This is a genomic window from Gluconacetobacter johannae, from assembly GCF_014174305.1.
GTDB classification, from domain to species: domain Bacteria; phylum Pseudomonadota; class Alphaproteobacteria; order Acetobacterales; family Acetobacteraceae; genus Gluconacetobacter; species Gluconacetobacter johannae.
Window position 1 is genome coordinate 38,568 of record NZ_JABEQH010000014.1, and the last position, 19,996, is coordinate 58,563.

The following is a 19,996-nucleotide window of genomic DNA, read 5'->3' on the forward strand; positions in this document are numbered from 1 at the left end:
CCCCAACCCGTGAAGATCAGGATAGACATGAACAAAGTTCTGACCCGCCGGCATGCGCTGCTCGGGGCCGCGACGCTGCCGATGCTGGCCGGATGCAGCCTGTTCGAGGATGACGAGAAGCCGATCCTGGCCGGCAAGCGCGTCAACGTGCTGAGCACCGGCGCGGGCCTGATGGTCGATCCCGAGGACCATACCCCGATTTCCATTCCGCCCGCCACCGCCATTACCGCGTGGCCGCAGCCGGGACGCGTGCCCAGCCACGAGGGCGTCAACATGGCGTGGGGCGGGGCGATGCGGCGCGAGTGGTCGCACAGCATCGGCGCGGGCATTTCCGAGCCCGATTTCCTGGCCTTCGCGGCGCTGGGCTCGAACGGGCGCGGCGTGTTGCAGGCGACGCCGATCGTGGCCGACGGTCGGATCTTCGTCAGCGACGCCCAGGGCGTGATCCGGGCCTTCTCGTGGCCCGGCATGCGCCGGCTGTGGCAGTTCGTCCCCAAGCCGAAGAAGATGAAGTCCAGCAATCTGGGCGGCGGCTTCAGCGTTGCGGGCGACACGCTTTATGTCGTCGATGGCGTGGCGCAGACCCTGGCCGTGGACGTGGCGACCGGCCAGGTGAAATGGCGGATCGATACCGGCACCCCCGGCCGGTCGGCGCCGACGATCGTCGAGGGACGGCTGTTCTTCGGCACCATCGACGAACGGCTGTTCGCGGTGGAGGCGGCGACCGGCAAGGTATTATGGACCTACACCGCCACGCCGGCGGATACCGTCATCTTCGGCCAGCCCGCCCCTGCGGTGGTGGATGGCGTGGTGGTGGCCGGCTTCGGGTCGGGCGACCTTGTGGCGCTGCGCGCCGAAAGCGGCGAGGTGGTCTGGAGCGACACGCTGGGCAGCACGAACGGCCAGGAATCGACCGTCGATTTTTCCTGCGTGCGGGGCATGCCGGTGGTCGTCGACGGCACCGTCTATGCGGTCAGCGCCGGCGCGATTTTGGTGGCGATGGACCTGCGGTCCGGGCGGCGCCTGTGGGAACGGGCGATCGCGGGGCAGAATACGCTGCTCGTGATCGGCACCTGGCTGTTCGTCCTGTCGCTGGACCAGCAACTGGCCTGCATCGACCGGTTGAGCGGGCATGTGCGCTGGATCACGCAGCTTCGCCGCTTCCGCCGGGTGGATGCCCAGAAGGACGCGGTGACATGGACCGGGCCCATCCTGGCGGACGGCAAGCTGGTGTGCATCAGCACCCTGCCGGAGAACGGGGTCGTGACCGTGGACCCGATCAAGGGCGAGATCCTGTCGATCGGCAAGCTGCCGGGTGTCGCGACAGTGGCGCCGATCGTGGTCGATGGCCGCATGTTGATCGTGACCGATGACGGTCAGATGATAGCATATAGCTAGCGACTGCTTTAAAGGGGGCGCCCGACCAGCTTTACCCCGTCGTGCGCCCCTGTCGCGGCTTATCAAGGATTCAGTCTCAAATTGGCCAAGCTTCCCCCCGCCCTGACCGGAGGCGCGTTGCCGGTGGTCGTCATCGCCGGACGCCCCAATGTCGGCAAATCGACGCTGTTCAACCGCCTTGTCGGGCGACGGCAGGCGCTGGTTGCCGACACGCCCGGCGTCACCCGCGACCGCAAGGAGGCCGAAGCCCAGTTGCGCGGCCGTACTGTCCGCCTGGTCGATACGGCGGGGCTGGAGGAAGCCGCGCCGGACACGTTGTACGGCCGGATGCGCGCGTCGTCGGAATCGGCGGTGGCGCAGGCGGACCTGGTGCTGTTCTGCATCGACGCGCGCGCCGGCATCACCCCGGCTGATTCGCATTTCGCGGTCTGGCTGCGCCGTCAGGGGCGGCCGGTGCTGCTGATCGCCAATAAGTCGGAAGGGCGGCAGGGCGCCGCCGCGGCGATGGAGGCCTATGCGCTGGGCCTGGGCACGCCGCTGGCGATCTCGGCCGAGCATGGCGAGGGCCTGTCCGACCTGATGGGCGAAATCGCCGACCGCCTGCCGCCGGAGGCCGAGGCGGCCCCGTCGGGGGACGAGGCCGGCGACGTGGAGGGCGAGGAGGACGAGCGTCCGGCCGGCCCGCTGCGCCTGGCCATCGTCGGCCGGCCGAACGCCGGCAAATCGACCCTGCTGAACCGTCTGCTGGGCGAGGAGCGGATGATTACCGGCCCCGAACCCGGCCTGACCCGCGATTCCGTCACCGTCATGCTGCATGACGCCCAGGGGCCGATCCAACTGGTCGATACCGCGGGCCTGCGCCGCAAGGCGCGCATCGACGATGCCTCGCTGGAGAAGATGTCGGTGTCCGCCTCGATCGAGGCGCTGAAGATGGCGGAAGTCGTCGTGCTGACGCTGGACGCGACGCTGGGCGTGCATGAACAGGATCTGCAGATCGCCCGCCTGATCGAGCGCGAGGGGCGGTGCTGCGTGCTGGCCCTGAACAAATGGGACGCGGTCGAGGACCGGATCGCGACGCGGCAGGCGATTTCCGACCGGATCGAGACGTCGCTGGCGCAGATGCGGGGCATTCCCGTCGTCTCGTTCTCGGCCCTGACCGGGGCGGGGGTGCAGAAGCTGCTGCCGGTGGTGCGCCGCGCCCATGACGTGTGGAACCGGCGCGTGCCGACCGGCGCGCTGAACCGCTGGTTCGAGACGATGCTGGAACGGCACAGCCCGCCGCTGGTCGGCGGACGGCGGCTGAAGCTGCGCTACATGACGCAGGCCAAGGCCAGGCCGCCGACCTTCATCCTGTTCGGCACCCGTGCCGAGTTGCTGCCCGAGGATTACCAGCGCTATCTGGTCAACGGCCTGCGCGAGACCTTCGACCTGCCGGGAACGCCGATCCGTCTGTTGCTGCGCGGCACGCGCAACCCGTTCGCCGAGAAGGAATGACCCTGGGGCGGGCTGCCTCAGGGCGCTGCCCTGAAACCCGCCAAAGGGCATAGCCCTTTGGAAACCCGGTCGTTTTTGTCCATGTCTTCGTGTCCGGGCCGCCACGCCCGGACACGGCGCGCGTCAGTGGACGAAGATCGAGAGCAGCAGGCAGAACGCCAGGCCCAGCACGGCGATCAGGGTTTCGATCACCGACCAGGTCTTGATCGTCTGCCCGACGGTGAGGCCCAGATATTCCTTGATCTGCCAGAAGCCGGCGTCGTTCATCGGGCCCAGGGCGACCGAGCCCGCGCCCGTCACCAGCACCATCAGTTCCGGCGACGTGCCGTGGCTTTGCAGCAGGATGGGGCCGACGATGCCCGAAGCCGTGCTCATCGCCACCGTGGCCGACCCGGCGGCGACGCGCACCACCACCGCCAGCAGCCAGGCCAGCACCAGCAGCGGCACATGCGCGCCCAGCGCCAGGTCGGTGATCGCCTTGGACACGCCGCTGTCGACCAGTTCGCGGCCGAAGCCGCCGCCCGCGCCGACCAGCAGCATAATCAGCGCCGTCGGACCCAGGCATTCGGTGGTGTAGCGCAGGATCGTCTCGCGCGAGAAGCCGCGCGCCAGGCCCAGCACGTAGAAGGACATGATCGTCGCCAGCAGCAGGGCGATATCGGTATTGCCGATGAAATGCAGGGTGGTGTTCAGTGTGCCGCCGGGGGACGATACCATGTCGGCGACCGAACCGATCAGCATCAGGATCACCGGCGACAGGATCGTCAGCACGGTGATGCTGAAGGGCGGCATGCTGGTGGGAACGTCCTTGTTCGAAAATTGTTCGGCCAGGCTGGCGGCGCCTTCCAGATGCACGTGCGGGGTGATGAATTTCGCATAGACCGGGCCGGCCAGGGCCGCGATCGGCGTGCCGATGATGACGCCCCAGAAGATCGTCCGGCCGGTATCGGCGTGATAGGCTGACAGCGCCAGCAGGGTGGCGGGATGCGGCGGGATCATCCCATGGGTGACCGACAGGGCGGCGCCCATCGGCAGGGCCAGCAGTAGCATCGGCGTGGAGGTCCGGCGCGCCAGCGTGAAGACCAGCGGGATCAGCAGGACGAACCCGACTTCGAAGAACACGGGCAGGCCGACCAGCAGCCCGATGACCATCATGGCCCAGCTTATCCGGCCCTTGCCCGCCAGGCGGGTGATTGTCAGGGCGATCTGGTCCGCACCGCCGGATTCGGCCAGCATCTTGCCCAGCATGGTGCCCAGCGCGATCACGGTGGCGATGTGGCCCAGCACATGCCCGGCCCCGGCCTCGAAGGACGCGACGGCTTTCTGGGGCGGCATGCCGGCACACAGCGCCAGCAGCAGCGACACGGTGAACAGGACGATGAAGGGATTGAGCTTGTAGCGCCCGATCAGAAGCACGACGGCCACGATGGACGCCGTCGCGAGAGAAACGGCAAAGAGTGAGGACATGGAACCACAGTCTGCAGAAATGTGAACGTGCATCACTGCGGGGACGAAATCGGTTGTCAATGCCTCGCCCAGTCACATCCACGCCATGCGCCATGGTTCCCGGCCCGGCCATTATTTTCCGCCCGTCCCGTTGTCCGGGGCAGGATGCGTCTGGTCAGATGGTGGAATTTCGTTTCATAAGGGCCGCTGGTGTCCGTGGTTCCGGTGCCACAACGCAAGAAGAAATCAGGGGGAGGAACCCGTCACATGTCACCAGACCAGATATCGGCACAGGCAGCGCCCGACGTCGGCGGATCGCCGGCGGCGGCGCGGGCCGTCGTCGTTGGACTGCTCGCGGCCATGGCGGGGCTGATGTTCGGGCTGGATACCGGCGTCATCGCCGGCGCGCTGGGCTTCATCGGCGACGAATTCCATGCCTCGGCACGCACGCAGGAATGGATCGTGTCGTCCATGATGGCCGCCGCCGCGCTGGGGTCGGTGGGTGCGGGCCGCATCTCGTTCCGGTTCGGCCGCCGCCGCGCGCTGCTGGGGGCGTCGCTGCTGTTCCTGGCCGGCGCGCTGGTCTGTGCGCTGGCGCAGTCCATCGGCATGCTGATCGCTGGCCGGATCATGCTGGGGCTTGCGGTGGGCATCGCGGCCTTCGCGGCCCCGCTGTATATTTCCGAAGTGACGCTGGAGGCGGTGCGCGGGGCGATGGTCTCGTTCTACCAGCTGATGGTCACGCTGGGCATTTTCCTGGCCTACATGACCGACAGCCTGCTGTCCTATGGGGGGCACTGGCGCTGGATGCTGGGCCTGATGGCGGTTCCGGCGGCGTTGTTCTGCGCCGGCTGCCTGTTCCTGCCGGACAGCCCGCGCTGGCTGATGATGCGGGGCGAGAGAAGCCGCGCCAGCCAGGTGATGCGCCACCTGCGCGCCGACCCCGCCGAGGCGGACGCCGAAATCCGCGACATCGCCCAGGAACTGCGTAAGCCGGGCGGGGAGGGCTTCGCGCTGTTCCGCACGGATGCGAATTTCCGCCGGTCGGTGCTGCTGGGCGTGGTGTTGCAGGTCATGCAGCAGCTGACGGGCATCAACGTGCTGATGTATTACGCGCCCAAGATCTTCCAGGCGGCGCAGTTCGGCGTGTCGGCGGCGACGTGGGCGACGGCGCTGATCGGCCTCATCAACATGGCGGCGACGGGCTTCGCCATCGCGTTCATCGACCGGTGGGGCCGCCGTCCGCTGCTGATCCTCAGTTGCGCGATCATGACCTTCGCCATGCTGGCGGCCGGCGGGCTGGTGGCGGTCGGCGGCGAATCCACGTCGCACGAGATGGGGATGGTGGGTGCGCTGCTGCTGTTCGTGGCGGGCTTCGCGATCGGCGCCGGGCCGCTGGTGTGGACGCTGTGTTCGGAAATCCAGCCCCTGCGCGGCCGCGATTTCGGCATCGCGTGCTCCACCTTCACCAACTGGGCGGCCAACTGGCTCATCAGCAACGTGTTCCTGTCGGTCCTGGCAACGTTGGGCGAGGCCAGGACGTTCTGGGTGTTCGCCGCGATGAACGGCCTGTTCATCGTGATTACCCTTGCCTACGTTCCCGAGACGCGCGGCGTCTCCCTGGAGGAGATCGAGAGCCGTCTGATGGCCGGGCGCCGGCTGCGCGACCTGGGCCGCTGACCCCGGCACGGGACAAAGGAGACTGAACCCATGATTATCCGCGGCGACGAGACCGCCGACATCCCGACGGCGGGCGGACCGATGCGGATGCACCTGCTGCGCCCGGCGGTGGAGGGGCGCTTTGCCGGCGTGGTCCTGTTTTCCGAAATCTACCAGGTCACCGCGCCGATCCGCCGGCTGGCCGCGATGGTGGCCGGGATGGGTCATGTCGTCGCGGTGCCCGAGGTGTACCATGAGTACGAACCCGCGGGCACGGTCCTGGCCTATGACCAGGCCGGGACCGACCGGGGCAACGACCTGAAATTCGCCAAGCCGGTCGCCGCCTATGACGACGATGCGCGTGCGGCGGTGGCGTGGCTGGCGTCCCATCCGTCCTGCACCGGGCGGATCGGGACGATGGGGGTGTGCCTGGGCGGGCATCTGGCCTTCCGCGCCGCGATGAACCCGGCGGTGTCGGCGGCGGCCTGCTTCTATGCCACCGACATCCATTCGGCCACGCTGGGGCAGGGGCGGCATGATGATTCCCTGGACCGGATGGGCGATATCCCCGGCGAGGTGATGATGGTCTGGGGCCGGCAGGACCCGCATGTGCCCTTCGCCGGCCGCCAGGCGATCCGCGCGGGGCTGGAACAGGCCGGCGTCCGCTACGAATGGCACGAGGTCAACGCCCAGCACGCCTTCCTGCGCGACGAGGGGCCGCGCTACGACCCGGCGTTGTTCCTGCAGGCGATGGGCTGGACCGCGGCCCTGTTCGGCCGCACCCTGCGGGCGGGCTGAACGGCATGGCGGCGCGGGTCCTGGTCGAGGGCGAAGGGCTGCATGGCGGGGCGCGGGCGATGGCGATGTTCGCCGTGGCGCTGTCGGTGCTGCTGTCGGTCCTGGATTACGCCATCGCCAACGTCGCGCTGCCGACGATCGCGCGCGACATCCATGCAACCCCGTCCGCATCCATCTGGGTCATCAACGCCTATCAGCTGGCCAGCCTTTCCACCCTGTTGCCGCTGGCGTCGCTGGGGGCGCGGGTGGGGTTCGCGCGGCTGTGCCGCATCGGGCTGGCGGCCTTCGTCGTGGCCTCGGTGCTGTGCGCGATGTCGCACACGCTGCTGGAACTGGCGCTGGCGCGGGCGTTGCAGGGTGTCGGCGGCGCCTGCATCATGAGCGTCAATATCGCGCTGGTCCGCTTCATCTATCCGCATGCCGAGATCGGCAAGGGGATCTCGCTGAACGGGGTCGTCGTCGCCACCGGCGTCGCGCTGGGGCCGACCATTGCCTCGGCCGTGCTGTCGGTGGCGAACTGGCCGTGGATCTTCCTGATTAACCTGCCGCTGGGCGGGGCGGCGATGGTGGCCGCGCTGTTCTACCTTCCGCGCACGCCGCGCAGCGAACAGCCCTTTGACCTGACCAGCGCGGTGCTGAATATCGTGGCCTTCGGGGGGCTGATCGTCGGGCTGGACAGCCTTGTCCACCGGACCGGGCCGGCACTGGCGGTATGGCTGCTGCTGGCGGGGGTGGGGGCCTTCGTGCAACTGGCCCGCCGCCAGGCGGGACGGCCGGACCCGATGCTGCCGATCGACCTGCTGGCGGTGCCGGATTTCCTGGTCGCATTCGGGGTCGGGTTCGGGGCGTTCGTCGCCTCCAACTTCTTCATCATCTCGATGCCCTTCACGCTCGAATCCGTGCTGCATCGCTCGGCCGTCGCGACCGGGCTGCTGATTACGCCCTGGCCGGTCGGGATCGTGCTGATCGCGCCCTTCGTGGGCCGGGTGGCGGACCGGATTCCGGCGGGCGTGCTGTCGTCGATCGGGCTGTGCCTGACCGGGACGGGGTTCGTCCTGCTGTGCCTCCTGACGCCGGACGCCAGCAATCTGGACATTGCCTGGCGGATCGGCATCGCCGGGATGGGGTTTGGAATCTTCCAGCCGCCCAACAACCGCGCGATGATGGTTTCCGCCCCGCGCGGCCGGTCGGGCAGCGCCAGCGGCATGGTGTCGGTGGCGCGGCTGTCCGGCCAGACCATGGGGGCGATGTTCGTGGCCCTGACCTTCGGCTTCGTCGTCCACGACCCCACGCTGCGCTGCCTTGAACTGGCGGCCGTGTCCGCCTACCTGTCCGCGCTGCTCAGCGCCAGCCGGTTGCTGAGGTGGCGCGTGCCCGTAACATGAGCGGAATATAATGATCTGATTTGACACGGATCATTGAGGCCAGCCTTGGGCCGCGCAGTTGTCCGGGCTGCCCCGCCGGGTTTGTTACACAGTTTTCAGTAACGAAAATCTGATCGCGGGCTATCTTGTCCGCGTGAAGGGGCTGATCCGGCAGGACGGATCTGGCGCGGGGGCGGCGAGCCATCCGGCGATCCTGCTCCGGCTGGTCAGGCGGTGTCATGTCGCCGGTGTGGATGGCCGGGTCTCCCTTGCAATCGCGGAGGGATCGGTCATGCGAAACGGCGCCGTGCTGTCTGTCACCAGGCGGGAAACATCTCTGCTTGGGGCCTGCATCCTGGCGGCGGGGCTTTCGGGCTGCGTCGGGCCGACCGGTCCGGTGTACGGGCAATGGTGCGGCTACCAGCCGGATGGCGTCAGCGGGTTCGAGCGCAATGTACAGCTTGTCCTCGACGGCAAGCCCAACGCGCGTGGGGGCATATACCATCTGCGGGTGACGCAGATGAATCCGATGGCGCAGCTTGAGGGGGCGCCCGGCGGGTATGTCGACAATCGCTGGGTGCTCAGCACCGTGACCGCCCATGGCCGGACGTGGAAGCGCATTCACCTTCTGGGCATGCCCGCCACGCAGTACGCGACCTATGACATGCTGCCCGACCGCACGCTGGTGCCCCATATGGGTGGCGAGAGCCTTGATGCGTCGGCACAGGCGGCGATGGCCTATCGGCTGAGCGTCCGGCCCCGCGACAGCTACGCCTACGGGCGGATCTGATCCGTCACGGCGCCGGCCGGACGCGATAGAGCGTCGTCCGGCGCACCGTCCGGTCTTCCAGTTCCATGGTGGTGGGGATCTCCCGGATCAGCAGCGCATCCAGCCCGTCGCGTGGCAGGTAGGCGCGGCCGGGGTCGGCGATCCAGACCTCGGCCGTGCGGGCGCAGCGCCGCAGCCAGGGCAGGATGTGCTGCGTCATCGGGCTTTCGTAACAGACATCCCCGCACAGGATGAGGTCCCAGCAGGGGGCTGCCCCCACGAGGTCCGCCCCGGTGGCGGTGACGTTCACGCCGTTGGCGTCGGCGTTCAGCGCGATGGCCGCCACCGCCAGCGGGTCGATTTCCGCCGCTTCGACCGAGGCCGCGCCGGCCTGCGCGCAGGCGATGGCCGCGATGCCGCACCCCGCCGCGAAATCGAGGACCCGCCGTCCCGCGACCAGTCCGGGGTTGTCCAGGATGTGGCGGGCCAGCAACTGCCCGCCCGGCCAGGCGAAGGCCCAGAAGGGCGGTTCGATGCCGTTCTGCGCCAGCCAGTCCTCGCTGGCCTGCCAGACCGGCGTGATCTCGGTGGCCAGGTGCAGTGCGATTTCCGGCACCAGCGGGGCATGGGCCAGGGTGGTATGCGCCGTGACGAAGGCCCGCGCCTCCGCCGGCGCGCGCGGGTTCATCGGCCGAGCAGCCCGGCCAGCAGCGCCAGCGCGACGGCCAGCCCGGTTTCGCGGTTGAAGCGGAACAGGCCCAGGCACCCCCGGGGATCGGCGACGTCCAGCCGCGCGACCTGCCAGGCCATCGCCGCCGCCGGCAGCAGCATCGCCGGCCAGAAGCCCGGCCCCATTCCCCCCAGGCCACCCGCCGCCAGCAGTGCCGCCAGCGACAGGGCGTAGCACGCGCCGACGAAGCCGCGCGCCTGCCCGGCCCAGAGGCGGGATGTCGATTTCACCCCGATCCGCGCGTCGTCCTCCATGTCCTGGAAGCCGTAGATCGTATCGAAGCCGAGCTGCCACAGGATGGTGGCGGCATACAGCGCCACCCAGGCGGCGTCGATCCGGCCGGCGGCGGCGGCGTAGCCCAGCGGCGCGCCGAAACCGAAGGTGAACCCCATGACCAGTTGCGGCCACCACGTCACCCGCTTGGCCAGCGGATACAGCGCGACCAGCAGCAGCGACGACGCGCCCAGCAGGCGCGACAGCGGATTCAGGCATAGCAGGATCGCCAGCCCGATCGTCAGCAGGACCAGCAGGAAGACCGCGGCCTGGCGCATCCGCAGAGCGCCCGAGGCCAGCGGCCGCCCCGCCGTCCGGGCGACGCGCTGGTCGATGTCGCGGTCCCACATGTCGTTCACCACGCATCCCGCGGCCCGCATCACCAGGCTGCCGACGCCGAACAGCACGATCAGCCGGACGCGCCCGCGCGCGTCGATGCCGTTCGCCAGCAGGATGCCCCACACGCCCGGCAGGAACAGAAGCCAGGTGCCGATCGGCCGGTCCAGCCGCGCAAGCAGAGCGTAGGGACGGATCGCCGGCGGCAGTCGGCCGATCCACCCTTCGGCACGGATATCGGTGTGGGGCAGGGAACCGCTCAACGTCTATGTCTCCGGCCGGGAATATCCGGCCATGATGACGCCGGACTGCGAGGCTGCTAAGGCCCCGGTGTGATGGGCCGGATGGTTCGTCATGGTCAAGAGGGATCGGGCCGCCGCCGGCCGGCGGTGGGGTGCAGGAGTTTGGATTGGCATGAAGGATTGTCCCCGCCTGTTCGTGGACCCCGCGACGCGGCCGCCGATGCAGGACGGCGCGGTCGTGGAACTGGCGCCGGGGCACGCGCATTACCTGGGCACGGTCCTGCGGATGGGGACGGGGGACGAGGTCGCGCTGTTCAACGCGCGTGACGGCGAATGGCGGGCCGGGATCGAGGCGCTGCGCCGCGATCGCGGGCAGGTGCGCGTGCGGCGCCGGACCCGGCCGGCGGAACCCGTCGCCGGCCCGGTGCTGCTGTTCGCGCCGCTGAAGCGCGATGCCACCGACCTGGTCATCCGCATGGGCACCGAACTGGGGGTCAGGCGCTTCCTGCCCGTGCTGACCGAGCGGACCAACACCCACAGGGTGAACGGCGCGCGCCTTGCCGGCATTGCCGTCGAAGCCGCCGAGCAATGCGAGCGCCTGGACGTGCCGGAGGTCGAGGAGCCACTGCTTCTGGCCGATCGCCTGGGGGCCTGGCCGCAGGATCGCCGCCTGTTCGTCGCCGCCGAGCGGCCCGCGCAGCGGGACGGGACGGCGGAAGTCGGGGCGGCCTCCGTCGAGGGGGTCCGTGACGGCGACGGGCTGCTGGTCGGGCCGGAGGGCGGATTTTCCGCCGCCGAGGTGGCTCTGTTGCGTTCGCGGCCGTTTGTTACGATGATATCGCTCGGTCCGCGCATCCTGCGCGCAGACACGGCCGTGGCATGTGGCCTGTCCCTGATGGGGGCTGGTTTCCGTCGCGCGTCTGGTGCAGGGTCGCGCTGATCGTCTGTCCGGTCCTGGCGCGGCCAGTATTCGTCCGGTCGGCCGATCGGTTACTTTTCTGTTTCTGAGGACTATTCCGAAACCCATGTCGAATCCCGGCGAGCAAGATATCACCCCCATCGAATCGGTGAGCCAACTGGCCGCCCTGCTGGCGGAGGGGGGCAAGCCGCGCGATCGCTGGCGGATCGGGACCGAGCATGAGAAATTCGGCTTTGTCCGCCCCGAGGCCGCCGGCCCCGGCCGTCCGGCCTGGATGCCGCCCGCCTACAGCCCCGACGGGATCGCCGAGATCCTGGCCGACCTGCACCGCCAGGGCGACGGCGGAGAATGGGAGGGGATCTATGACAAGGGGAACCTGATCGGGCTGAAGGGCATCGGGCCGGAGCGCGGCAATTCGGTGTCGCTGGAACCGGCCGGCCAGTTCGAACTGTCGGGTGCGCCGCTGGCCAGCCTGCACGACACGGCGCATGAGATGGCCCGGCATTTCGAGGCGATCCGCCCGATTTCCCGGTCGCTGGGCATCGGGTTCGCGCCGCTGGGCTTCCATCCGACGGCGCGCCGGGCGGACATGCCCTGGATGCCCAAGAGCCGCTACGCCATCATGCGGGCCTACATGCCCAAGGTCGGGTCGCTGGGCCTGGACATGATGCAGCGGACCTGCACCGTGCAGGTCAATCTGGATTTCGCGTCCGAGGCCGACATGCTCCGCAAATTGCGGGTGTCCCTGGCGTTGCAGCCGGTGGCGACGGCGCTGTTCGCCAATTCGCCGTTCTACGAGGGCCGGCCCAACGGTTTCCAGTCCAATCGCGCGCAGGTCTGGACCGATACTGACAATGCGCGCTCGGGCATGCCGGCGGCGTTCTTCCGCCCGGATTTCGGGTTTGAGCCCTATGTCGAATGGCTGCTGGACGTGCCGATGTATTTCATCGTGCGCGACGGCGTCATTCTGGACGTGGCGGGCCGGTCGCTCCGGGCCTGGATGAATGGCGAGCGCCAGGACGGGCTGGACGGCCTGACGCCGACATTGGGTGATTTCGAGGATCATCTGACGACTGCCTTCACCGACGTCCGCCTGAAGCGCTTCCTGGAGATGCGCGGCGCGGATGCCGGATCGCCCGAGATGATGATGGCGCAGTCGGCCCTGTGGGTCGGGCTGCTGTATGACGAGGCAGCCCTGGCCGCCGCCGACGCGCTGGTCCGCGAACAGCCGTGGGAGGCGTATGCCGAACTGCGCGCCGCCGTGCCCCGCCTGGGGCTGGACGCCCCGTGGGCGGGGGGCAGTGCGCGCGACCTGGCCCGCCGCATGGTCGATATCGCCGCGCAGGGGCTGCGCGCGCGCGCGCTGACCGACGCGGCCGAACGGGACGAACGCCATTTCCTGGACCCGCTGCACGAGATCGCGGCCGGCGGCCCGACACAGGCCGGACGGTGGCTGGAACGCTATCACGGACGGTGGAACGGCGACGTGAACCGGATCTTCGACGAAGCGGCGATCTGAGGGGGCGTCCGCGCGGTAAGGCGGGGATTTCGATCTTCTGCTGCTGATAACGCGAACAATTCTCACGGTATCGAAATGTCTTGAGTCGCTGGGGTGATTTCGGCATACAGGCGCCATGCGGAAATTCACGACCCTGAGCGATCAGGACATCCTCGCGCTCGCGATTTCGAACGAGGAGGAGGATGGGCGGATCTATGCCGATTTCGCGTATGCCCTTCGTGAGAACTATCCCGATACCGCCAACATCTTCACCGACATGGCGCAGGAGGAGGACGAGCACAGGCGCGCCCTGATCGACCTCTATGTCCGGCGGTTCGGCACCCATATTCCGCTGGTCCGGCGGCAGGACATCGCCGGTTTCATGGTGCGCCGCCCCGCCTGGCAGGTGCAACGGCTGGGGATCGACGCCGTGCGCGGCCATGCCCGGCAGATGGAAGCGGATGCCGCGCGGTTCTATCGCCAGGCGGCGCTGCGTACCACCGACGCGGCGACGCGCAAATTGCTGGGTGACCTGGCGGTGGCCGAGGACCGGCACGAACAGGCCGCGGGCGTCATCGAACGCAACCGCCTGCCGGCCAGCAAGCGCGAGGACGAGGACGAAGGCGCGCGCCGCCGCTTCATCCTGCAGGTGATCCAGCCCGGCCTGGTCGGGTTGATGGATGGGTCGGTTTCGACCCTGGCCCCGGTCTTCGCCGCCGCGTTCGCGACGCATCAGGCGTGGCAGGCCTTCCTGGTCGGGATTGCGGCATCGGTCGGCGCCGGGATTTCCATGGGCTTTGCCGAGGCCCTGTCGGATGACGGCAAGCTGTCCGGCCGGGGCGCGCCGCTGCTGCGCGGGCTGGTCTGCGGGCTGATGACCACGGCGGGCGGAATCGGCCATACCATCCCGTTCCTGATCGGCAGTTTTTCGGTTGCCATGCTGATCGCCATGCTGGTGGTGGTGGTGGAATTGTTCGTGATCTCGTGGGTGCGATGGCGCTACCAGGAGACGCCGTTCGGCTCGGCGATCGTGCAGATCGTCGTGGGTGGCGCGCTGGTCTTCGCCGCCGGCATCCTGATCGGGTCGGCGGGGTAGGGCACCCCGAACCGCGTTTTCAGGGCGGCGGCGCCCCGAGGCGTGCCGCCGCGCGGATCTGCCGTGCCGCGCGGTCGGCGTCGTCGGCCGTTGCGCGTGCGATGCCCAGCAGCAGCCCTGGGCGCGCGGGGCCCAGATGGAATTCCGACAGGGGGAGGATCGCCAGCCCGCGTGCATTGAGCGCGCGGACGACGGCGCGGTCGTCCATCGCCGGGTCGGTGAACCATGCCGCAAGCTGAAGGCCGCCTTCGCCGGCGCCGGGGGTCAGGATGTCGCCGCAATGCCGGCGCAGCGCGGCGACGGTGGCGGCCATCCGTTGGGCATACATTGCGCCCATCCGGCGCACATGCGCCCGCAGGTGCCCGTCAGTCACGAAATCCGCCAGCGCGACCTGGACATGGACCGGGACCGACGCGCCGCGCATCCGCAGCGCATCGGCGACCCGTGGCGCCAGCCAGGCCGGCAGGATGGCGTAGGCGACGTGCAGCCCCGGCGCCAGGGTTTTTGAAAACGTGCCCAGATAGGCCACGGATTCCGTCCGGTCGATGCCCTGCAAGGCGGCGATGGGGCGTGATCCGTACTGGAATTCGCTGTCGTAATCGTCCTCGAGGATCACCGCCCCGCTGGCCTGCGCCGCGGCCAGCACCGCCAGCCGGCGTTGCAGGGTCATGGTGGCGCCGGTCGGATAATGATGCGATGGCGTTACGGAAATCAGGCGCGGCGGCGGGCCGTCCGCCCTGGCGACATCCATGCCGTGCGCGTCGCACGCGACCGGGACCAGCCGCGCGCCCGCCGCGCGCAGCAGGGCGTGGGATGCGGGATAGCCGGGGTCCTCGACCCAGGCGACGTCGCCGCCCGGCTGGTCGGGGGTCAGGACGACGCGGGCGATCACGTCGATGGCCATGCGGGTCGAGGGCACGATGACAACCCGGTCCGCCGTCGCGACGACGCCGCGCGTGGCCGCGACGTGGGACAGGATGGCGGCGCGCAGTTCGGCCGCCCCGGCCGCGGGGCCGTAGCCCAGATCGACCGTCCGGCCCGACCGGGCCCGCGCGCCCAGGCAGCGCGCCCAGGCGGCATGGGGGAAGGACGTCAGGTCCGGCAGGCCGGGCTGGAACGCGCCCGACGCCGAGCTGTTCGGCAGGGAAGATGGAGCCGGCGGGGGGATTGCGGCCGTGGGCGCGCGCCCGTGCGGCGGCGGGGACGGCAGGGCGGCGATGCGTGTGGCCGACCCGCCGCGTGCCGCGAGGAAGCCTTCGGCGCGCAAACGTTCGTAGGCCTGCACGACGGTCGATCGCGCGACGCCCAGCGCCACGGCCAGCGCCCGGCTGGACGGCAGGCGGTCGCCCGCCGCGAACTGGCCGCCCAGGATCCGGTCGCGGATCGTGCGATGGATCTGCGCCTCCAGCGCGCCGGCCTGCCGGTCCAGCACCAGCCATGCGGCGGGTGTGCGGATCGTGTCGCGTGCCACGGAGAACGGGCCTTTCCTTTAAACTGGTCTGGTCGAAATCGCCCAGGCGGTCGTTACCGGCAGACCGTTTTACATGGCAGCATGACGATGCAACAGGCAGGAGCCCCCACGATGTCCGATCCCGCTTCCCCGCAGCCGGATCTCTATCCCGTCACCGAACGCAACCGGGTCCGCCGGGCGCATGAGCGGGGCAGCTACGCCCACGCCGACGTCCATGCCATCCTGGATGCGACGCCGGTGTGCCATGTGGGCTACGTCATCGACGGCGCGCCCTATGTGACGCCGACCCTGCATTGGCGGGTGGGGAATCGCGTCTACTGGCACGGGTCGGCGGCCAGCCGTTTCCTGCGCGCGGCCGAGGGCGCGCGGGTCTGCCTGACCTGCACGCTGATGGATGGCTATGTGATGGCGCGGTCGGCGTTCAGCCATTCGGTCAATTACCGCTCGGCGATGGTCTTCGGCACCGCCCGGCGGCTGGAGGGCGACGAGGCGGTTGCCGGCGCCCTGCGCGACATGGTCGAGGATCTGTTCCCCGGCCGGTGGGACACGCTGCGTCCGATGACGGCGCAGGAGCTGAAGGCGACCGCCGTGCTGTGGATGGACATCGAGGAGGCCAGCGCCAAGACGCGCGGTGGCCCGCCCGGCGACGCCGCCGAGGCCGAGGTGCCGGTCTGGGCCGGGGTGCTGCCGATGCATACGGTGCTGGACGCGCCGCAGGGGGCGCCGGAACTGCCGCCGGGGATCGACCTGCCGCCGGGGCTGGCGGCGCTGGTGGCGTCGGGCAGGCTGCGCTGAAACGTCGCGGGGGGCGTCGGGTCCGGAACGCCTTGATCTTGCCGGAATGATCGGGCAACGAAGACAGGCCCGGCGCCCGCCGGCGGCCCGCCTGTGCCCGATCGGATCCCATGACGCGACCCTCTCGTCTTTCAGAACGGTTTCCCTTGCCCGCGCGGCTTGCGGCCTGCCTGCTGGCCGGGGCCGCGGCGGTGGCCTGTCCGGTATCCATGCCCGCCGCCCGGGCGCAGACGGCGGCCGCGCTGTCCCTGTCGCCGGCGGATCGGGCCTGGGTGCAGAGGGTCCAGGCCTATCTGAACGGCATCACGACGCTGGAGGCCCAGTTCCAGCAACTGGCCCCCGACGGGAAGCGGACGACGGGCACCGCGTGGCTCAACCGGCCGGGGCGGATGCGCTTCGAATACGACAAGCCGAGCCCGCTGCTGCTGGTGGCCAACCATGGCCAGGTGGTCTTCAACGACAGCCAGCTTGGCCAGACCACGACGATACCGCTGGACAAGACCCCGCTGGGGCTGCTGCTGCGGCCCGACCTGCAACTCTCAGGCGATGTGACCGTTACCGGTTTCACGCACGCCAACGGGCTGGTGCAGGTCACGCTGGCGCGGACCGCGTCGCCAGGGGACGGGAGCCTGACACTGGTGTTTCATGACAATCCGCTGGCCCTGCGCTCCTGGAGCGTCGTCGATGCCCAGGGACAGGAAACCCGCGTGGACCTGTTCAATGTCCGTCTGGGCGGGGGGCCGCAGCCCGACAGCCTGTTCGATACGGATATCGGCGATCAGTAACCGTGCGGGTCCCCGGGCTGCCCTTCCTCGCGGGCCAGTTCCAGCGCGCGGGCATAGACCGTGCGCTTGGGCAGGTTGACCGCCCCGGCCACCAGCGCCGCCGCGTCCTTGACCGACAATGTGGCCAGGGCCGCGCGCAGGCGGCTGTCCAGGTCATCCGCCCCGCGATCGTCGGCGCCGGGCGGCCCCAGCAGCACCGTGATTTCGCCCCGCGCGCGCGTCTGGTCGTACCAGGCCGCCAGCGTGCCGACGGGGCCGCGCCGCACTTCCTCGAACCGTTTGGTCAGTTCCCGCGCCACGGCGGCGGGACGGTCGGCGCCGAAGATGTCGGCCAGGTCGGCCAACATCCCCGCCAGCCGGTGTGGGGCCTCGTGCCAGATCAGGGTCGCGGACAGGCCGGCCTGTTCGGCGGCGCGCAGTGTAATCAGATTTTCGCGCCGCGCGGCCTCGCGCGGGGGAAGGAAGCCCGAGAACAGGAACGGGTGCGGCGGCAGGCCCGACAGGGTCAGGGCGGTGACGGCGGCATTGGGGCCCGGCACGGCGGTGACGGGGATGTTCGCCGCGATAGCCGCCCGCACCAGCCGGAAGCCGGGGTCGGACAGCAGGGGCGTGCCGGCGTCGGACACGATGGCGATGCGCCGCCCGCGTTCCAGCATGTCGATCAGCGCCGGAATCCGCTGCTGCTCGTTATGGTCGTGCAGCGGTTCGGTCCGGGCCGCGATCGCGCGCGACGCCAGCAGCCGGGCGGTCACGCGCGTGTCTTCGCACAGGACCAGGTCGGCGGCCGACAGGGTCGCGACGGCCCGGTCGCTCAGGTCACCCAGGTTGCCGATGGGCGTGGACACCAGGGACAGGCCGCCGCCGGCAGGGGCGGGCGCGTCTGCGGCGTCGAAATCGTCAGGGGCATGACTGTCCTGTCCCGCGTCGCTGTGGGAAGAGGGCATCGCGGACGGGTCTCCGTCCGGCATGGAGCGGAAAGGCAGGGACGAGGAAGATGAATCGGACATGTGGACTCCGGTCGCAGAAACGCGGGGCAGATGCAACCGTTCGCGGCATGTCCGGCAGGGCCGGCCTGCTGATGGCGGCCTCGCTGGCGGGGCTTGCGGCCTGTGCCGGTCCGTCGCCGTCGGGGCCCGCGATCGTCGGGCCGGTCGCCCCGCCCCCCATCGGCGCACCGGTGCCGCCGGGGCGCACGGTGGGCGTGCTGCTGCCGCTGGGCGGCCCGAACGCCCGTCTGGGACAGGAAATGCTGGCCGCCACGCGCCTGGCGCTGGACAGCCCCGCCGCGCCGCCGCTGGATGTGCGCGACACGGCGGCGCCGGGCGGGGCGGGCGCTGCCGCGCAGGCGGCGGTGGCGGCCGGTGACGGCGTGATACTGGGGCCGCTGACCGCCGGCGACACCGCCCAGGCGGCCACGGTGGCGGCGTCGGCTTCGGTGCCGCTGCTGGCCTATACCAGCGATGTCTCGCTGGGGCGGCCGGGTGTGTGGGTGCTGGGGATTGCGCCGGAACAGCAGGTGACGCGTCTGGTCGCCGCCGCCCGTGCCGAGGGACGGCAGCATTTCGCGGCGTTCCTGCCCGACAATGCGCTGGGCCGGGCGATGGGCACGGCTTTGACGCAGGTCTGCGCGGCCCAGGGATTGCCGACGCCCGTGGTCATCTATCACACCACCAGCCAGGCCAGCATCACGCAGGGGCTGAAGACCCTGTCGGATTATGACAGCCGGCTTGCCGCCGTCCAGGACGCCGCGCAGGCCGCGACGGCGCCCGACGCGGCGGCGGTCGATCCGTTGGCGGGCGCGGTACCGGCCGTGCCCGCCGGCACGGCGGCCCCGGCCGCCGCCCCGCCGCCGCCCCGGTTGGGCCCGCCGCCGTTCGACGCCCTGTTGCTGGCCGATACCGGGCTGCAACTGGGGATGGTGATCGACGCGCTGAATACGGTGCAGGTGACCGGGGCCCCGGCGGGGGCGGCACCGGCTGCGGGGTCGCCGGCCGGCCCGCCGCAGGTTCGGCTGCTGGGATCGGAATTGTGGGGAGTGTTTGCCGGAAAGCTCGGCCGGTTGCAGGGGGCATGGTATGCCGCGCCCGACCCGGCCAGCCGCCAGCGCTTCATCCAGATCTTCATGGCGCGCTACCACCACATGCCGACGCCGCTGGCCGACCTGTCCTATGATTCCGCGGCGCTGGTCGGCGCGCTGGATCGCGCCCGGACCGAGGGTCAGCCGAACGGCTACACGGTCGAAGCCCTGACGCGGCCCGACGGATTTTCAGGGGTGGATGGGGTGTTCGGCCTGACGCCGGATGGCCGGACGCGACGGGATATGGCGATTTTCCAGATCCAGCCCGGCGGCGGTGGACGGATCGTCGTCCCGGCGGCGGGGCGTCTGGCGCGGGACGGAAGCCAGAGCTGATCGGCCGGGGGGCCGATCGGGCGGGGGCGGTCAGGCCGCCGCCGTCGCCCCGCAGGCCAGGACCGGGCGAATGGCGTACAGCGCGGCCTCGAAGCTTTTGAACGCGCCCAGGCGATGGTCGCGCAGATGGTCGATCAGGACCCAGTTCATGCCTTCGGGCCGCACCAGATAGGCGGGATCGGCGTTTTCGCGGACCCAGACCAGCACGTGTTCGATCAGGCCGTCATCCGACCGGGCGGCGACATCGACGTCGCACAGCCCCATGCAGGCGCCGGCATCCAGCCACCGCATCAGATATTCCCGATGCCGGGGCAGGAAACTCAGACGCAGGGGAATCACGTTGCAGGAGCTGGTCGGAGACGGGGTGTCAACCTTCCGGTTCATTGCCATGGCCATCTGAATGTCCTCGCGGTGGGGGCGTGATGGAACGCTAATGCGCGTCGGACGGCCTTGCCAAATTGAATCTGTGCGCCAGCGCCGCACAAACAGGCAGAACTTTGCCGATGTGGCAAA

Annotated in this window: 18 protein-coding genes; 12 read left to right on the forward strand and 6 right to left on the reverse strand. The window is 69.8% G+C overall.

Features of this window, described 5'->3' with window-relative positions; translation table 11 throughout:
- Positions 1-27 precede the first annotated feature (27 nt).
- Both HLH21_RS11130 and der read left to right on the forward strand, forming a co-directional pair.
- Entirely contained in the window at positions 28-1,398 is a 1,371-nt protein-coding gene (locus tag HLH21_RS11130) for a PQQ-binding-like beta-propeller repeat protein (protein ID WP_182943833.1), read from the forward strand.
- A gap of 81 nt (positions 1,399-1,479) precedes the next feature.
- Complete coding sequence (der, locus tag HLH21_RS11135) at positions 1,480-2,892, forward strand: ribosome biogenesis GTPase Der (RefSeq protein ID WP_182943834.1); 1,413 nt, start codon at positions 1,480-1,482, stop codon at positions 2,890-2,892.
- A 123-nt stretch (positions 2,893-3,015) separates the two neighbouring features.
- Here der and HLH21_RS11140 read toward each other — a convergent pair whose 3' ends face one another.
- Positions 3,016-4,359 carry a GntT/GntP/DsdX family permease gene (locus HLH21_RS11140; protein WP_182943835.1) on the reverse strand — a complete coding sequence of 448 codons (1,344 nt, stop codon included), beginning with the start codon at positions 4,357-4,359 and terminating at the stop codon, positions 3,016-3,018.
- A gap of 246 nt (positions 4,360-4,605) precedes the next feature.
- Between HLH21_RS11140 and HLH21_RS11145 the strand changes: the two genes are divergently transcribed.
- The 4 genes from HLH21_RS11145 to HLH21_RS11160 all read left to right on the forward strand — a co-directional run bounded on the left by HLH21_RS11145 (position 4,606) and on the right by HLH21_RS11160 (position 8,949).
- Complete coding sequence (locus HLH21_RS11145) at positions 4,606-6,018, forward strand: sugar porter family MFS transporter (protein ID WP_182943836.1); 1,413 nt, start codon at positions 4,606-4,608, stop codon at positions 6,016-6,018.
- A gap of 30 nt (positions 6,019-6,048) precedes the next feature.
- On the forward strand, positions 6,049-6,795 hold the full coding sequence (locus HLH21_RS11150) for a dienelactone hydrolase family protein (protein ID WP_182943837.1): 747 nt from the start codon (positions 6,049-6,051) through the stop codon (positions 6,793-6,795).
- A gap of 5 nt (positions 6,796-6,800) precedes the next feature.
- Positions 6,801-8,180 carry an MFS transporter gene (locus HLH21_RS11155; RefSeq protein ID WP_182943838.1) on the forward strand — a complete coding sequence of 460 codons (1,380 nt, stop codon included), beginning with the start codon at positions 6,801-6,803 and terminating at the stop codon, positions 8,178-8,180.
- Positions 8,181-8,451: 271 nt separating this feature from the next.
- Complete coding sequence (locus tag HLH21_RS11160; RefSeq protein ID WP_182943839.1) at positions 8,452-8,949, forward strand: hypothetical protein; 498 nt, start codon at positions 8,452-8,454, stop codon at positions 8,947-8,949.
- Positions 8,950-8,953: 4 nt separating this feature from the next.
- On the opposite strand, the gene HLH21_RS11165 is transcribed toward HLH21_RS11160, so the two are convergent.
- Positions 8,954-9,616 (reverse strand): class I SAM-dependent methyltransferase, encoded by a 663-nt coding sequence (locus HLH21_RS11165; protein WP_182943840.1) that lies wholly within the window; start codon positions 9,614-9,616, stop codon positions 8,954-8,956.
- A complete protein-coding gene (gene ubiA / locus HLH21_RS11170) occupies positions 9,613-10,530 on the reverse strand; it encodes a 4-hydroxybenzoate octaprenyltransferase (protein WP_182943841.1) in 918 nt (305 codons plus the stop codon). Before ubiA ends, HLH21_RS11165 begins: the two co-directional genes overlap by 4 nt.
- A 151-nt stretch (positions 10,531-10,681) precedes the next feature.
- Between ubiA and HLH21_RS11175 the strand changes: the two genes are divergently transcribed.
- From HLH21_RS11175 to mbfA, 3 genes are all read left to right on the forward strand, one after another.
- The gene (locus tag HLH21_RS11175) at positions 10,682-11,449 is read left to right on the forward strand and encodes a 16S rRNA (uracil(1498)-N(3))-methyltransferase (RefSeq protein WP_182943842.1); all 768 of its coding nucleotides are present in this window, start codon (positions 10,682-10,684) and stop codon (positions 11,447-11,449) included.
- An 85-nt stretch (positions 11,450-11,534) separates the two neighbouring features.
- Positions 11,535-12,947, forward strand: coding sequence for a glutamate--cysteine ligase (locus tag HLH21_RS11180; protein WP_182943843.1), 1,413 nt, complete (start codon positions 11,535-11,537; stop codon positions 12,945-12,947).
- 115 nt (positions 12,948-13,062) lie between these two features.
- Entirely contained in the window at positions 13,063-14,022 is a 960-nt protein-coding gene (gene mbfA, locus HLH21_RS11185; protein WP_182943844.1) for an iron exporter MbfA, read from the forward strand.
- 19 nt (positions 14,023-14,041) lie between these two features.
- On the opposite strand, the gene pdxR is transcribed toward mbfA, so the two are convergent.
- On the reverse strand, positions 14,042-15,493 hold the full coding sequence (pdxR, locus tag HLH21_RS11190) for a MocR-like pyridoxine biosynthesis transcription factor PdxR (protein WP_264811957.1): 1,452 nt from the start codon (positions 15,491-15,493) through the stop codon (positions 14,042-14,044).
- 111 nt (positions 15,494-15,604) lie between these two features.
- Here pdxR and HLH21_RS11195 point away from each other — a divergent pair, with 111 nt between their 5' ends.
- Together HLH21_RS11195 and HLH21_RS11200 are read left to right on the forward strand one after the other, a co-directional pair.
- On the forward strand, positions 15,605-16,288 hold the full coding sequence (locus HLH21_RS11195) for a pyridoxamine 5'-phosphate oxidase family protein (RefSeq protein ID WP_182943845.1): 684 nt from the start codon (positions 15,605-15,607) through the stop codon (positions 16,286-16,288).
- A 110-nt stretch (positions 16,289-16,398) separates the two neighbouring features.
- Positions 16,399-17,073 carry a LolA family protein gene (locus tag HLH21_RS11200; RefSeq protein ID WP_182943846.1) on the forward strand — a complete coding sequence of 225 codons (675 nt, stop codon included), beginning with the start codon at positions 16,399-16,401 and terminating at the stop codon, positions 17,071-17,073.
- On the opposite strand, the gene rsmI is transcribed toward HLH21_RS11200, so the two are convergent.
- Positions 17,067-18,080, reverse strand: a complete 1,014-nt coding sequence (gene rsmI, locus HLH21_RS11205) for a 16S rRNA (cytidine(1402)-2'-O)-methyltransferase (protein ID WP_182943847.1) — start codon at positions 18,078-18,080, stop codon at positions 17,067-17,069. The two genes, HLH21_RS11200 and rsmI, sit on opposite strands and share 7 nt — an antisense overlap.
- Before the next feature lie 47 nt (positions 18,081-18,127).
- Between rsmI and HLH21_RS11210 the strand changes: the two genes are divergently transcribed.
- Positions 18,128-19,483, forward strand: a complete 1,356-nt coding sequence (locus HLH21_RS11210) for a penicillin-binding protein activator (RefSeq protein ID WP_246379618.1) — start codon at positions 18,128-18,130, stop codon at positions 19,481-19,483.
- A 30-nt stretch (positions 19,484-19,513) separates the two neighbouring features.
- Here HLH21_RS11210 and HLH21_RS11215 read toward each other — a convergent pair whose 3' ends face one another.
- On the reverse strand, positions 19,514-19,867 hold the full coding sequence (locus tag HLH21_RS11215; protein ID WP_182943848.1) for a hypothetical protein: 354 nt from the start codon (positions 19,865-19,867) through the stop codon (positions 19,514-19,516).
- Between the last annotated feature and the right edge of the window lie 129 nt (positions 19,868-19,996).